The organism is Psychrobacillus sp. (assembly GCF_032154225.1).
GTDB lineage: Bacteria > Bacillota > Bacilli > Bacillales_A > Planococcaceae > Psychrobacillus.
Genome location: NZ_JALDYF010000009.1, coordinates 65,527 through 79,705, shown reverse-complemented (window position 1 = coordinate 79,705; position 14,179 = coordinate 65,527). Strand labels below are relative to the sequence as shown.

The window sequence follows — 14,179 nt, the reverse complement described above, 5'->3', positions numbered from 1 at the left end:
TTCAGTCAACACTTATTTTAAAATGGTGCCAGTTGCTGCCACAATTCAAAATACACAAATTGTGTCAGTAACTAGCACCAAATATTGTTCTAGCAATTAATTTTCTCTAAATATCTTCCAAAATGAAGTACTGCTTCGTCTATTCGATCAGTTACAATTCCAAGTAGAGTAGAAGTTGCTGGTCCCGCAGATTTTAAAACATCCCAGCCTTCTACTTCTCCCTGCAGCCCGAGTCGCTTACATTCTGCTAATATCCCAGTAGAGCCAACCGGCCAGACTTGCACAACTAAACCATTCGTCAGACCGTCCCAAATTTTTTTCAAATCCGCCACTTTTTCTGACTCGTTCAGCACTTCATCTCCGACACATGGCACCCCGTAAACATACCATACAAATTCCTCGCTACTTCCAAACACTTTTTCACCAATCATCGTAACCGCTACCGCCGACTGTAGCATTTCTATATTAGATTCTGTGCTCCCCGTAATAGCAGGACAAGGCTCGCCTATCGTCGCAAATAGATGCTCAATACCAGCTACATAGTTATCCCAACTTTTATTGCCAGAAAAATTATGCACAACGATAGACAGCGGAGTTGCCCTGGCCGCCCATTGCTCGAGCAATGCTACTCTTGCCGCAAAATAGGACACAATTTCATCATCTACCCGAACAACATCTGCCGCTTTTCCACCAATTCCAGCTGAATTATCAGTTGTTAGCACCAAATCATTTGGCAATAAAATCGCATTACGCATGCATTTTCACTCGCCCCATCACTCTTACAATTACTGGTAAAATGACTATAGCAATCGCCGCATTAATAACTGTTGCAATCGTAATTCCAGGTACTGCCGCTACAAAAAACGCTGGCGAAATAAGCCAATAAAAAGGAAGCGTCGCTAAAATGCTGTTTGCAAAAATGAAAAACACCCATTTCCATACATGATGACCAGCTCGATGGAGCTTCGTAAACACGAATAGTATGATAAACATTTCAAGCGCAATAATGATATGCAAAGGTCCAAATGGAAAGCCCGCATATAAAGACGAAGATAAATGACCGATTAATGACGCAGCCCCAGCATAAACGGGTGGTAAAAATGCAGCTGATACTAGTGCTGGCACTGTATCAAGTGCTGCACTCCCGATTCCAACTGGTATTTTAATAAATGCACCAATCGCTGATAATGCTGCAAACATGGCCGCTAGAGTAAGTAATCGAAGTTTCATCCTACTTACTCCCCCTCTTTTTTCACACTTCCTACGTTTTTAAACACTTTTGCACTTCGAACATATTCTACATCCGACACATTCATTCTCGCATTCGCCACACGAGCAGCTGCAAATAAATAATCAGATAAACGATTCAAATAGCGTTGAACAACAGCAGGAACATCTTCCTCTGTTTTCATAAGCGTAACCATCAATCTTTCTGCACGTCTCGTAATCGTGCGAGCAATATGAAGCGTTGCCGCTGCCGGTGTACCCCCTGGTAAGATAAAGCGTTCTAAAGCTGGACCTTCTTCTACTAACACATCAATCCGCTTTTCCATTGCTTCAATTGGCTCATCTGACATTTTATACACACGACGATTCGATACATTCGCTAAATCTCCCCCACAATCGAAAAGCTCATGCTGAATTGTTTCCAAATCCTCTAACATATCCGAGAAAATAGTAGGATCTAGTTCCGACACTGCTTTTCCGATGAACGAATTTAGCTCATCAATTGTGCCGTACGTTTCTATACGAATATTGTCTTTATCCGCTCTTGCCCCTATTAAACTCGTTTGCCCTTTATCGCCCGTTTTTGTGTAAATTTTCATCCTTGTCATCTCCCTTTTATCGTTTGTGGAATCCCATACCAAATTCTCGTAACTTGCTCTGCCTTTGCAAAAATTTGTTGATAAAATCTGCCGACATCATCTCGTAATATGCGTAGACTAGCACTCATCGGCACAATGCCTCGACCAATTTCCGTTGCAATGACATACACTTGCACAGTTTCACCCCAACTCTCTAACTGATCAATCCATCTCGTCAAAGTGCTTTCTGTTACCGTTTCTACCCCACTCAAAACAATCGCTTCTGTTGTTGGCAATAAAACCGGAGCCTCCGCTGCTGCATCAAGCCATTGAACAACCTGAATATCCTGTTCTATTAATAACTTTTCTACATGCGCTCGTTTTCCATTAAATGCTCCACCGAAAATGATGTGCACAGCTTCCCCTCCAGTATGTCTTCTTTACTCGCCCAACTTAAATTATACATACAACCATGTGGTACATCCCATTCCCAAAAAGACTTCTCGTTATTCGCAAACTTCGTTAATAAAAAACGAATTGGGCCACCATGCGTTAGTATAATTGGCGATGAAACTTCTTCCACCGACTCCATCAGCCCTTGTAAAACTCGTTTTTCCATCGTCGTTAACGACTCTCCATTCGGCGGTGTAACTCCTCTTGGGTTAGCAATCCATGCCCTATACAAAACGTTTTCTTTTAACTCATTATATATTTTTTCTTCCCAATCTCCAAAGGAACATTCTCTCCAGTTTGCATTTGCTAAATAAGGAGTTTCACCGAATAATTGCTTAGCCGTTTGCCTGCAACGAAGTAAATCACTGCCGACCACTTGCTTTACTTCTTCGTTCATTTCTTTCGTTCGAACTGCTGCAATAATCGGCTCATCCGTCCAACCAATATACCGCTTTTCTCGATTTCCTTTCGTCGGCAAATGTCTTATGAGAGTAATAGTAAAAGCGTCAGCCAAAGTACCACCTCCGATATTTCTACACTAGCCCCAAGTAAATCACCCGTAACGCCACCAAAATGCTTCAAAGCCCAACTGCGAAAATAACAAATAAACACGAACAACACAGCTGCGAATGTAACCGAAATCATCCAATTAACAAGCAAACCAATCACAATAAAACCTATAACAAAATGAAGAACAGCAGCATATTGAACAGCAACCGCACTCATCTTCTTTTTAAAATAATGAGCAAGTCCACTCGTCTTTGCATTAGTCGTTAAAGAAAATAACATCGTCAAAGTTGCTCTTGAGAAAAAAGGAATGAGTAATACAAAGGCCCAATGAAACGATTCCGCAGCCAAAACTTCTGAGACAATAATCACTTTACCAACAATAAGTAAAACGACTGCCATTGTACCGAATGCCCCAACTCTTGGATCATCTAATATTTCGAATCGCTTTAGCCGATCTTTATACGAAAAAAAAGCATCCGAAGTGTCTATAAAACCATCTAGATGAAGTCCACCTGAAAAGAAAATACCGAAAAGAACAATACCAAACGCTATCATGAGCGGACTCCACTCAAAGTAAAGCAACAAACAAGCAAAAGCACCTATTGCAGCCCCAATTAAAGGAAAAAGACTATACATCCCCGTAATATGGCGCTTTTCCATCGGCAAATTTTTATGCACTGGAATAATCGTGAAAAACTGAAGTGTTAACAAAAAACTGGTCATGACTTCACCTCATCATTTTCCAAAACAGCCAAGACTTTATCCCATTTCACATACTTTTTAACGTGGTTCGCCCATTCATTTATTTGCTCATCAGATGCTTCCTCGCTACCTTTTCGTTCCCCGTCTTCTTCCTCTAAGTCATTTTGCATAAACGGAATGACCCCAAGCACTTCAACACCTGTATACGTTTCGATAAAATCTACGCCATCTTGAAATAGCGAGATGTCCCCTTGAAACTTATTAATAACAATCCCCTTGACCCGCGCTCTTTGTTCTTCTGGCAAAAGGGCTAATGTACCAGCAATCGATGCAAACACTCCGCCATACTCAATATTCGCGACCAATAAAACCGGAACATCTGCTATATCAGCAACACGCATATTTACTAATTCTCTATCCCGTAAATTCATTTCAACAGGGCTTCCAGCACCTTCTAAAATCAAATATTCATAGGATGAAGATAGTTTTTCTAAACTTCTTTGAATCAGCTTTTGTCCTTCTTCAAAAAATTGCTCTCTATAGCGCATTCCGTTTAGTCTGTTCATTTTTTTCCCGAGAATAATAATATCTGTTTCCATATTTCCAGCTGGTTTCAATAAAATCGGATTCATCTCGGCTAAATAAGGAATTTTCGCCGCTCTTGCCTGCAATGCTTGTGACACGCTTACTTCCATATCATCCGCTAAGTGGATACTTAAACTAGACATATTTTGCGATTTAAAAGGTGCTACTCGTTTTCCTTCATTTGCAAGGAGTCTGCAAATAGCTGTACATACTAGACTTTTCCCTACGCTAGAAGCTGTACCTTGCACCATTAATCCCTTCATATCCATTCCTCATTTCCACTGATGCTTCAATCCATATTCCATTTCAAATGCATGATTTGCTTTACTTACAAGCTGCTGGTGAATGCGCCCAATCCATTTTTGATACAGTAATGTTGCATCATACGTCGATAATGTTTCATCCAATACTTCGTTTGATACAATTACAACTACTTGCGCTTTTTCTAGCAATGTATCAATCGTTTGAAATAGCTTTTTCTCGACTATTTCCATTTCTGAAACGAATAATTCATTCGCGAGCCAAGTCGTTACACAGTCCCAAAGAATACCGTCACCTTGCTCGATTTGTGGAATGGTTTGCTCTAAATGACGAGGCTGTTCGATCGTCACCCAATCTACCGAATAACTTTCCCGGTCCAGCTTATGTCTTTCAATACGTTCGGTCATTTCGCCATCTACCGCTACTCCAGAAGCGATATACACATTTCGTTGTGTCTGCTCGTTCATCAAATAATGTTCAGCAAAGCTACTTTTCCCACTTCGCACGCCACCTGTTATGAAGACAAGTTTTCCTTGAACCATGCAATCATCTCCTTTTGTAAAAGCTCCATTTGGGCCATTTCCTTCATTCCCACACGGAACCACTTACCATTGAGCCCTTTAAAATTTTCGGTATGTCGAAGCACAAAGCCTTGTTCCAATAAATGCTCGAAAAATGGCTTCGAAAATGCTGGATTACGCAATTGAAAACAAATGAAGTTCGTCTGTGATGACAGTACATTACAATGCCAACTTTCCAGAAAAGCAGTGAACTCCTCTCGCATCTCTTTTGCAAAAGCAATGGACTTCATCCGGTAATCCTCCTCCTTCAAGCAATCCGCTCCAATTGTCGTAGCAATCGCATTACTATTCCAATGTGGCATTCTCGAACGAATATCATGAATCATTTGTTCGCTTGCGACAGCATAACCAAGCCTCAAACCAGGAATAGCATACATTTTCGTCATCGAACGTACGACAATAACGTTTGGATAATCTTGTATAAAAGGAATAAACGATTCTTTTTCATCAATAAAATCCAGAAATGCTTCATCCAATACAACTTCGCACTTATACCTCTTCGCGTAGTCCGCTATTTGTATAATTTCTTCTAATGGTATCAAATATCCTGTTGGATTATTCGGGCGGCAGATATAAATAACTTCCGCAAATTCTATTTCATCTAATATTAAATCCATCGGTAATTGCTGGATCGCAACTATTTCTTTTATATAAACATGGTAAGGAGCAAGTGTCGCTGCATACTCTGAAAAGGTTGGGTGAATCAAAATAGCCCGTTTCTTTTCATATCGCTTGGCTAGACTAGCAAAAATTTCAGCTGCTCCGTTTCCAACAACGACATTTCCTACCGAAACGTCGTGATAATCTGCTGCGGCCGATAAAAACGGTTCCCCGTGTGGATCAGGATATTTCGAGATGAGCGCTGCATAAGAACCCCAACGTTCCTTCACAAATGCAGGAGGTCCAAACGGATTCACATTTTCACTAAAATCGATTACAGTCTCAGGCATCGATATACCGAGACGTTCATATAAATGATGGGCATTTGCTCCGTGACTAGGTAATGACAAATAATATCCCTCCAATTACCATCATCCATAACCAAAACAAAAATACGGAAGTGTTCATATGCGAAATCGTACTAATGATATGAGCAGGTTTTAATGGAACTTCTACTATTCCCATCAATGCTCGATTAGAAGTAATTCCTTTGTATGTATTTACCCCTCCAAGTTGAATGCCAAGCTGATAGGCTGTTGCAGCTTCTAAGTAGCCACTATTAGGGCTCGGATGTTTTTTAGCATCCTGCCACCAACCTTTCATTCGTTTATTGAAGGATAAAGAACTTTCTTTCTTGCCCCAAAGCATAATAAGATAGCCTGTTAAACGGCTTGGAATATAGTTTGCAATGTCGTCTAACTTTGCCGCTGCATAGCCAAAATCACTATATTTTTCATTTTTATACCCTACCATGGAGTCCAATGTATTAATGGCCTTGTACACCCAAAGTCCAGGTGCACCAGCGAAAAGGAAAGCATAAAAAAGTGGAGCGGTAATGCCGTCACTTATATTTTCCGAAACCGTTTCTACGACTCCGCGAGTAATTTCTTGTTCATTGAGCTTGGCTGTATCTCTTCCAACAATCCATGAAAGCTTTTCTCTCGCAGCAGGGATATCCTTCGCCACTAGTGGTTTGTATACATCCATTGCCGCGTCCTTCAAGCTTTTTTGTGCGAGGCCAGATGCGATTAATATACTTTCTACTGCAATTCCAACCCACATATGAATGGAGTAAGCTGTTAGTAAAATCGCAACAGTAGTAAAGAAAGTTAGTCCGACAACTATTACAACGAGCAGAAATCCTTTTGTTTTTCTAGAGCTTCCTTTATTCAACCAAGTAGTTAGCTTCGTAATAATCAAACCGATTAGACGTACTGGATGCGGCCATTTTGGTGGATCACCGATTAGTCGGTCGAGCAGTAATCCTATTGCAATTGCAATAATATGTGGACCCATTATGAATCCCAACCTTTTGCTTTTTTATAAATTTGAATAGCTTCAACTGTACATTCATACACACCAAGTCCAATTTTCTTGCCGATTTCTGTTATCGGGCCAGCGTATTGAATATGCGCTCCTTTTTGCGTTGCTGCAACTAATACGCTATCTGTAGAAGTGCCTGTTGCAATTGTCCCTGTTCTCGGATCTTTTACTTGTTCAAATGTAAGCGCTTTTGTTTTTGCTTCGGTTGCGGTAATAACTGCTTGAATAAATGCTTCATCTGAAAGCTCTCCGCTAATGATAATCCAAGTATTGATCGTCCCTATTGCAGGAAGCATTTCCACTTCATGTGCTCTAGATACGTCTACAGCATTACCAACACCTGCTGTAACCATAATAACAATGCTACCAAATGGAATGTCATATTCTTTGATGACAACGTCCTTTGTATTAACAGCTGTCATCATGCCGACTGTTTCGGTTTCAGAAAATCCTTTATTCGCCAAGAACTCGAGCATTTCCTCTTGTACATTATCACAAGCATAATTTGCATCGACTCTTCTGTTTACAAATGTTTTGTACCAGCCACTTCCTGCATTAATGACTGCAGATGACCATGTTTTTAATTGGTGTTCTGCTTGAAATACAACTAAATCTCCTGTTACTCGAAAGTTTTCAGTCGTAATTAGCTTATCATTGTTCTTTTCTTGCACTTCTGGAAGAATAGTTATTTGTGGCTTTGGACGTTCTGGATGTGGATTTGTACTTATTCGCGCTTTGTAGACTTTCTCAATTTGATGCGTCGTTACTACTTCATGCGGTGCTCCAATTACTTCTATTTTCCCTTGATCCATTAACAACAAACGATCGCAGTACAAAGAAGCAAGATTAATATCATGAAACACACTAATAACCGTAATTCCTTTTTCAATAGCTTGTGTCTTGATCGTATCAAGTAATTGTTTTTGATGCGCAATATCTAAATGATTTGTCGGTTCGTCTAACAATAAAATAGGAGCCTGCTGGGCAAGTGCTTGCGCAACAAATACACGTTGTTGCTCTCCACCAGACAACAAATCTAACATTTGATGCTCGTATTTTTCCATTGCAGTGAGCTTCATCGCCTCTACAACAGCTCTTTCATCTGCATCTGACCAAGAGGAAAACAAGCCACTTTGATGCGGATATCTACCAAGCCCAATCGTATCTCGCACCGTATGTGAAAATGCATGACTATGTAATTGTGGCAAAACAGCCATTTTTTTGGCTAATTCTTTCGATGAATAAGACTTTAAAGACTTTCCATCAATCAAGACATCTCCTGATACCATATGTAATATGCCACTTATAATCTTAAGTAAAGTGGATTTCCCACTACCATTCGGTCCAAGAATACCTAGCATTTCACCTTTTTCTACTTCAAAGGAGACATTTTCAACAATTAATCGGTCATTATATCCACCAGATAAATTTTCTACTTTTAACATATTAAATGCCTCCTTTTTTTCGTTGTCTAAAGAAAATAAATGCAAATACAGGTGCCCCTATAAAAGAAGTAATCACACCTATTGGTAACTCCGTTGGCGAAATAATTGTGCGAGAAACTAAATCACAAACGATTAATAACGCCGCACCATTAATAAAGCTAAGTGGCAACACATGACGATTATCAGAACCAAATAACAGCCGTGTTATATGTGGAACAACAAGTCCGACAAAGCCAATTGTTCCAGACACTGCAACCGCCGTTCCTGTTAGCATCGAGCCGCCGATTAAAATCATCATTTTTCGTTTTTTCACATCTACACCTAAATGCTTTGCACGCTCTTCTCCAAACAGCATCGCATTTAACTCTCTTCTGTTCAACCACAATAAAAACGTACCAATAATAACAAAAGGTAAAGCCATTTGAACATAGCTCCAGCCTCGCATCGATACACTTCCAAGCAACCAGCTAATAATTTGACGAAGCTCTTCTCCAGTAAGTGCAATCATCAACGAAATGACAGAGCCTAAAAACGAACTGAAAATAATACCCGTCAAAATAATCGTTTCCATTTTCATCGCACGATCCACTAATTTTGCAAAAGTAATTACGAGAAACATTGTCACTAATGCACCGATCATACTGAAAACAGGTAGCGTATATATCCCTAAAAAAGGTACTGAAATACCGAAAAAGAGCGTAGTCACGGCGCCAACTGAGGCACCGGACGACACTCCTAACGTATAAGGATCGGCAAGTGGGTTTTTAAGCAATGCTTGAAATGCTGCACCTGCAATGGCTAGCGATGCACCAACTAGCCCTGCAAGTACCACCCGTGGCATACGAATTTGCCACAAGATATTCGTAGCAATTGCATCCGCTTCCGTATTCCAAAATGTGCTGATCGGTACCTTTACGGATCCGACCGATACACCTAGCCATATTGCGACAATAAGTGCCGCAATCGACAAGATGTAGCCGATCATGGCTTTACTCACCAAATACCTCAGGATAAATTGCTTTCGCTACTTCTTCTAATCCTTCAGCAAGACGTGGACCTGTACGGCTTGTTAAGTTTTCATCTACTTGTATAACTGCATTGTTTTTCACAGCTGTAATCGTATCAAATGCTGGACGTGCTTTTACGCTATCCACAATTCCAGGCACATAACTATACATAACAATAATGACTTCTGGGTTGCGGCTAACAATTTCTTCTGGAGAAATTTCAAACCAGCCTTCTTGGTCTGCTGCAATATTTTCAGCATTCACCATATCTAAAATTTCTTGCATGAATGTTCCATTACCAGGTGTATAAATTTGAGGAACATCAGATGTTTCAACGAAAACTGTTTTTTTCGTTTCTACTTTCGCTACTTTCGCTTTTACATCTTCTACTTTTGCTTTCATATCTTCAACAATTTTTTGTGCTTCTGCTAATTTCCCAGTTGCACGACCAACTTGCTCAATAGTTGTGTATGTTTCATTAAAATCGATTGCATTTTTCACAACAAAAACTTTCACACCTGCATCACGAATTTGTTGTAATCCTGCTTCACCCATTCCAAGGCCAGACTCATGTGCAAATACAATATCAGGATTCATCCCAACGATTTTTTCTACATTAAATTCCATTCCACCGATTTTCTCTTTTTCAAGTGCTTCAGCAGGATAGTTATCGTAATCATTTACTCCAACAATTTCATTATTTAATCCAAGCGCAAACAAAATTTCTGTATTACTTGGCATCATGGACACGATTGTTTTTGGAGCTTCTTCTAAAGTAATGTCATTACCAACTGCATCTTTAAGTGTTATAGGAAATGCTGCTTCTACTTGCTCTGTTTGTTGCTCTGCTGTTTGATCTGTCTCAACAGGTTTAGTTTCTTCTTTTGTACCGCATCCTGCTAGTAATAATACCGCTAATAGGGATGCTAATCCTAATTGCCAAATCTTCTTCATGTCTTTTTCCTCCAATTTTCTGCAAATAAAAATCCCTCGTCCTAGTGAACGAGAGATAGAATAGGTATAAATCTGCTAGGTATTTCTTAGACGCCAAGCTGACTCACACACAACCTATCCTCGTAGGTACTTAAGTGTACACGCATAAAGGCAGGTTTTCTGACTTGTGATAGGGTATATCACTTACAGTGGCGGGACCGTGCTGGAATCGAACCAGCTTCCCTTTTAACTTACTCGTTTATTAGTAAGCACCTTTATGTTTTAAATATTCGTAATAATAATGCATCGACTTTATTATACATGAAAAGATTTGGTTGTCGATATGGAGTTTCGTATTTTAATAGTTGCTGTAAAACCCTTGACCTGTTTTTCGTCCGTAATGTCCTGCACGCACAAGTTTTTTCAACAATGGCGGAATACGATATTTCGAATCGCCAGTTTCGTTCAGAAGTGTTTCTTGCACATAAAGTAACGTGTCCAAGCCAATCATATCCGCTAGTTTTAGTGGCCCAATTGGTTGATTTGTACCCAACACCATTCCTTTGTCGATATCTTCCGCAGTTGCAATTCCTTCGCTTAATACAAATATTGCTTCACTAATCATCGGAACGAGAATTCGATTCACAACAAATAACGGTGCATCCGTAACAATTATACTTTCTTTCCCGATTTGAGCCGTTAATTTTTGCACAAAAGTGATTGTTTCATCCGAAGTTCCTTCTCCACGAATCACTTCAACTAGCTTCATCACTGGTACTGGATTAAAAAAATGCATACCGCATACACGAGCTGGACGCTTTGTCACAGCTCCAAGTTCCGTTACAGATAAACTAGAAGTATTTGTTGCAAAAATTGTTTTCTGCTCACAAATTTCATCCAGCTCGCTGAAAATAGCCTTCTTCATTTCCATATTTTCAATGATTGCTTCTACAATTAAATCGGCGTCTGTAAGTACATTCTTATCCGTAGTAAACTGTATGCATTCTAATATTTCACTACCATTACTATCGCTTTCCTGCTTTTTTAACACTCTTTCTATATTAATAGAAATGACTTCACGAGCTCTCGCAAGTGCATCTTCATTGAGATCATTGATAATTACTTCATGCCCTGCCATTGCAAATATTTGTGCAATGCCATTTCCCATAATTCCTGAGCCTATAACCCCTACTTTCATCACTTTTCACTCATTTCATTTTCAATTACTACCGCAATTCCTTGTCCACCACCGATACATAAACTTGCTACAGCATATTTACCATTGCGGCGCTTTAATTCATAAGCAGCTGATAATAAAATCCTTGCACCGCTCGCTCCAACCGGATGCCCTAGCGCAATAGCACCGCCATTGACATTTGTTTTTGAACGACTTAGCCCAAGTTCTTTTTCAACTGCTAAAAATTGAGCGGAAAACGCTTCATTCACTTCTATTACATCCATATCATTTATAGAAAGATTAGCTCTTTCTAACGCTTGCTTTATTGCCGGAACCGGTCCAATGCCCATGATAGTTGGGTCAACTCCAACTACTCCCCAAGAAATAACGCGTGCTAATGGTTTTAGTCCATGATTTTGCACTGCATTATCGCTTGCGATGATAATAGATGCCGCGCCATCGTTAATCCCCGAGGCATTACCAGCAGTTACTGTTCCATCTTGTTTAAATGCAGGACGAAGCTTCGCCATTCCTTCCGCGTTTACATCAGATTTAATATGTTCGTCTTTATCTATCATCACTGTGCCATTTCTTGTTTTTACTTCAATGGGCACAATTTCTTCAGCAAATATGCCGTTTTGCTGGGCTATTGTAGCTCTCTGATTTGATTCAATTGCAAATGCATCTTGTTCTTCTCTTGATATCGAGTATTGCTCGGATAACTTTTCTGCCGTTAGCCCCATGCCGCTTCCTGTATACTGATCTGTCAATGTTGCTTGGAGCATGTCTTGAAATTTCAGTTCACCCATTTTAGCTCCACCAAATCGTTGCTCAAAGTTAGAATACGGTGATTGCGACATATTTTCTGCACCACCAGCTAAAATGATATCTGCTTCGCCCAGTAGTATATGCTGAGCTCCTGATACAATAGCTTGCATACCAGATCCACATAACCTATTCAACGTTAAGGCAGGAACTTCTTGTGGGACTCCTGCCTGAAGACCTATGTGACGTGCAAGATAAGATGCATTCTTTCCAGTATGAATGACATTACCGTAAATGACATGATCTACTTGATTTGGTTGGACATTGGAACGTTTCATCGCTTCAATAGCTGTCGCTGCTCCTAGTTCAGTTGCACCCACGCTTGCAAATGAACCTCCAAATGCTGTGAATGCTGTTCTTGCTCCATCAATAATATATACGTTACTCATAATCCCACTTCTCCTTCTACATCCTATTTCGACGCTAATGTATGCTTCAACACCTTACCAGAAGCATTCCTTGGTAATTCATCCATGAATTCTACTTCCATTGGTACTTTATATTTCGCTAATTGTGTTGCACAATATTCCTTCACTTGCTCTTCCGTAATCGTTTTTCCTACTTTCGTAACTGCGAAAGCTTTTGGTACTTCCCCATATACTTGGTGAGGTACTCCGATAACTGCTGCTTCTAGTAGTTCGGGAATTTGATATAACACCTCTTCCACTTCAACTGGATAAACATTTTCTCCACCTCGAATGATCATATCTTTTTTACGATCTACAATATAAAGAAGTCCATCCTCGTCGAATCTTCCTAAGTCTCCCGAATATAACCAACCGTCTTTAATCGCTCGATCTGTCTCTTCTTGGTTGCTTAAATAGCCTTTCATTACTTGTGGGCCTTTCACTACAATTTCTCCAACATAACCTACAGGGAGCGGTTGTCCAAATTCATCTACTATTCGGATTTCCGTTTGAGGTAGTGGTTCACCAACCGAACCAATCTTTTCAAGTGCAAGATGGTCTTTTAGTGAAGAGGCAGCAGGTGCATTTTCCGTTTGACCATATAAGTTTTGTACCTTTATATTTGGAAATGTTTCTTTCAATTTCTTCAAAATTTCATATGGCATTGGTGCCGCTCCATAACCGAACAAACGAAGTGTTGGAAGTTTAATGTCCTGTATATGAGGAAAATTTAACATAATCGTATACATCGCTGGAACTCCAAAGAACATTGTCGGCTCTTCCTCTTGCAATAAAGTTAGCGTTTTATCAGTAGAGAATGCTTCCTCAATAATAAATGAGCCACCTTTATACGTTACTGGAACAATGAATACATGCGCTGCTGCACAATGGAATAATGGAGTGGAGACAAGCATCCGATCATTTTCCGTAATATCCATTACCTCTGACCAGATTTCTCCAGCAGCAACTATATTTTTATTCGTCAACATTACCCCTTTAGGCTTTCCGGTTGTTCCAGATGTGTACATAATAACTGAAGTATCATCTGCACTTAATTGCACAGAAGTAAATTCAAGAGATTCGTCTTCCATGATCTTTCCGATATGATCCTCTCCGCCAATTGTTAACTTTTCAAGAAAGATGTGCTTCGTCTCGTTAATCACATTTTCAATACGCACATCATACACAATCGTCTTTGCTTCCGAATGTTTGAAAATGTATTCGACCTCAGGAGCAGCTAGTTTAGTATTAATTGGCATAACGGAGAATCCTCCTAATTGAATACCAAAATAACAAACTAAGAATATATCAGTGTTTAATGAATAAAGAGCAATTATATCCTCTTTTTCATATCCTTTAGATTGAAAGTATGCAGCAACTCTTTTGGCTTTTTCGTAAAACTCACTGTACGTCCACTCCCTTCCGTTATAAGATGTAAAAACTTTACCCGGTTGACTTTTAGAATAGTTACCTAATATTTCTGGAATAAACATTTCCCACTCTCC

The 14,179-nt window shown here is 39.8% G+C and carries 16 protein-coding genes and 1 riboswitch; all 16 genes read right to left on the bottom strand.

Going from position 1 to position 14,179, the window contains the following annotated elements; all coding sequences use genetic code 11:
* Window positions 1-89: 89 nt before the first annotated feature.
* The 16 genes from RUH95_RS13080 to RUH95_RS13005 all read right to left on the bottom strand — a co-directional run bounded on the left by RUH95_RS13080 (window position 90) and on the right by RUH95_RS13005 (window position 14,167).
* Window positions 90-755 (bottom strand): hypothetical protein, encoded by a 666-nt coding sequence (locus tag RUH95_RS13080; RefSeq protein ID WP_313893328.1) that lies wholly within the window; start codon window positions 753-755, stop codon window positions 90-92.
* On the bottom strand, window positions 748-1,230 hold the full coding sequence (locus tag RUH95_RS13075; protein ID WP_313893327.1) for an ECF transporter S component: 483 nt from the start codon (window positions 1,228-1,230) through the stop codon (window positions 748-750). The genes RUH95_RS13080 and RUH95_RS13075 overlap by 8 nt, the downstream gene beginning before the upstream one ends.
* A 5-nt stretch (window positions 1,231-1,235) precedes the next feature.
* Window positions 1,236-1,826 (bottom strand): cob(I)yrinic acid a,c-diamide adenosyltransferase, encoded by a 591-nt coding sequence (locus RUH95_RS13070; protein WP_313893326.1) that lies wholly within the window; start codon window positions 1,824-1,826, stop codon window positions 1,236-1,238.
* 5 nt (window positions 1,827-1,831) lie between these two features.
* Window positions 1,832-2,221, bottom strand: coding sequence for a bifunctional adenosylcobinamide kinase/adenosylcobinamide-phosphate guanylyltransferase (locus RUH95_RS13065; protein WP_313893325.1), 390 nt, complete (start codon window positions 2,219-2,221; stop codon window positions 1,832-1,834).
* Complete coding sequence (locus RUH95_RS13060) at window positions 2,173-2,772, bottom strand: histidine phosphatase family protein (RefSeq protein WP_313893324.1); 600 nt, start codon at window positions 2,770-2,772, stop codon at window positions 2,173-2,175. Before RUH95_RS13060 ends, RUH95_RS13065 begins: the two co-directional genes overlap by 49 nt.
* On the bottom strand, window positions 2,742-3,491 hold the full coding sequence (cobS, locus tag RUH95_RS13055) for an adenosylcobinamide-GDP ribazoletransferase (protein ID WP_313893323.1): 750 nt from the start codon (window positions 3,489-3,491) through the stop codon (window positions 2,742-2,744). Before cobS ends, RUH95_RS13060 begins: the two co-directional genes overlap by 31 nt.
* A complete protein-coding gene (locus RUH95_RS13050) occupies window positions 3,488-4,318 on the bottom strand; it encodes a cobyric acid synthase (RefSeq protein ID WP_313893322.1) in 831 nt (276 codons plus the stop codon). The genes cobS and RUH95_RS13050 overlap by 4 nt, the downstream gene beginning before the upstream one ends.
* A gap of 9 nt (window positions 4,319-4,327) precedes the next feature.
* Window positions 4,328-4,858, bottom strand: coding sequence for a bifunctional adenosylcobinamide kinase/adenosylcobinamide-phosphate guanylyltransferase (locus RUH95_RS13045; RefSeq protein ID WP_313893321.1), 531 nt, complete (start codon window positions 4,856-4,858; stop codon window positions 4,328-4,330).
* Window positions 4,831-5,907: a pyridoxal phosphate-dependent aminotransferase gene (locus RUH95_RS13040; RefSeq protein ID WP_313893320.1), complete on the bottom strand. Its 1,077-nt coding sequence runs from the start codon at window positions 5,905-5,907 to the stop codon at window positions 4,831-4,833. Before RUH95_RS13040 ends, RUH95_RS13045 begins: the two co-directional genes overlap by 28 nt.
* Window positions 5,894-6,853, bottom strand: coding sequence for an adenosylcobinamide-phosphate synthase CbiB (cbiB, locus tag RUH95_RS13035; RefSeq protein ID WP_313893319.1), 960 nt, complete (start codon window positions 6,851-6,853; stop codon window positions 5,894-5,896). Before cbiB ends, RUH95_RS13040 begins: the two co-directional genes overlap by 14 nt.
* Window positions 6,853-8,325: an adenosylcobinamide amidohydrolase gene (locus RUH95_RS13030; RefSeq protein ID WP_313893318.1), complete on the bottom strand. Its 1,473-nt coding sequence runs from the start codon at window positions 8,323-8,325 to the stop codon at window positions 6,853-6,855. Before RUH95_RS13030 ends, cbiB begins: the two co-directional genes overlap by 1 nt.
* A 1-nt stretch (window position 8,326) precedes the next feature.
* Window positions 8,327-9,310, bottom strand: a complete 984-nt coding sequence (locus RUH95_RS13025; RefSeq protein ID WP_313893380.1) for a FecCD family ABC transporter permease — start codon at window positions 9,308-9,310, stop codon at window positions 8,327-8,329.
* 4 nt (window positions 9,311-9,314) lie between these two features.
* A complete protein-coding gene (locus RUH95_RS13020) occupies window positions 9,315-10,286 on the bottom strand; it encodes an ABC transporter substrate-binding protein (RefSeq protein WP_313893317.1) in 972 nt (323 codons plus the stop codon).
* A gap of 132 nt (window positions 10,287-10,418) precedes the next feature.
* Window positions 10,419-10,557: riboswitch (cobalamin riboswitch) on the bottom strand.
* A gap of 66 nt (window positions 10,558-10,623) precedes the next feature.
* A complete protein-coding gene (locus RUH95_RS13015; RefSeq protein WP_313893316.1) occupies window positions 10,624-11,463 on the bottom strand; it encodes a 3-hydroxyacyl-CoA dehydrogenase NAD-binding domain-containing protein in 840 nt (279 codons plus the stop codon).
* Window positions 11,463-12,656, bottom strand: coding sequence for an acetyl-CoA C-acetyltransferase (locus RUH95_RS13010; RefSeq protein ID WP_313893315.1), 1,194 nt, complete (start codon window positions 12,654-12,656; stop codon window positions 11,463-11,465). The genes RUH95_RS13015 and RUH95_RS13010 overlap by 1 nt, the downstream gene beginning before the upstream one ends.
* 23 nt (window positions 12,657-12,679) lie before the next feature.
* Window positions 12,680-14,167, bottom strand: coding sequence for a class I adenylate-forming enzyme family protein (locus tag RUH95_RS13005; protein ID WP_313893314.1), 1,488 nt, complete (start codon window positions 14,165-14,167; stop codon window positions 12,680-12,682).
* Window positions 14,168-14,179 lie beyond the last annotated feature (12 nt).

Excerpts from the sequence above, each read along its gene's own strand:
- RUH95_RS13045 (WP_313893321.1), bottom strand. The coding sequence starts at position 4,858 with ATGGTTCAAGGAAAACTTGTCTTCATAACAGGTGGCGTGCGAAGTGGG.
- RUH95_RS13020 (WP_313893317.1), bottom strand. The coding sequence starts at position 10,286 with ATGAAGAAGATTTGGCAATTAGGATTAGCATCCCTATTAGCGGTATTA.
- RUH95_RS13080 (WP_313893328.1), bottom strand. The coding sequence starts at position 755 with ATGCGTAATGCGATTTTATTGCCAAATGATTTGGTGCTAACAACTGAT.
- RUH95_RS13005 (WP_313893314.1), bottom strand. The coding sequence starts at position 14,167 with ATGTTTATTCCAGAAATATTAGGTAACTATTCTAAAAGTCAACCGGGT.
- RUH95_RS13025 (WP_313893380.1), bottom strand. The coding sequence starts at position 9,310 with ATGATCGGCTACATCTTGTCGATTGCGGCACTTATTGTCGCAATATGG.
- cbiB (WP_313893319.1), bottom strand. The coding sequence starts at position 6,853 with ATGGGTCCACATATTATTGCAATTGCAATAGGATTACTGCTCGACCGA.
- RUH95_RS13010 (WP_313893315.1), bottom strand. The coding sequence starts at position 12,656 with ATGAGTAACGTATATATTATTGATGGAGCAAGAACAGCATTCACAGCA.
- RUH95_RS13050 (WP_313893322.1), bottom strand. The coding sequence starts at position 4,318 with ATGAAGGGATTAATGGTGCAAGGTACAGCTTCTAGCGTAGGGAAAAGT.
- RUH95_RS13030 (WP_313893318.1), bottom strand. The coding sequence starts at position 8,325 with ATGTTAAAAGTAGAAAATTTATCTGGTGGATATAATGACCGATTAATT.
- RUH95_RS13070 (WP_313893326.1), bottom strand. The coding sequence starts at position 1,826 with ATGAAAATTTACACAAAAACGGGCGATAAAGGGCAAACGAGTTTAATA.
- cobS (WP_313893323.1), bottom strand. The coding sequence starts at position 3,491 with ATGACCAGTTTTTTGTTAACACTTCAGTTTTTCACGATTATTCCAGTG.
- RUH95_RS13075 (WP_313893327.1), bottom strand. The coding sequence starts at position 1,230 with ATGAAACTTCGATTACTTACTCTAGCGGCCATGTTTGCAGCATTATCA.
- RUH95_RS13015 (WP_313893316.1), bottom strand. The coding sequence starts at position 11,463 with ATGAAAGTAGGGGTTATAGGCTCAGGAATTATGGGAAATGGCATTGCA.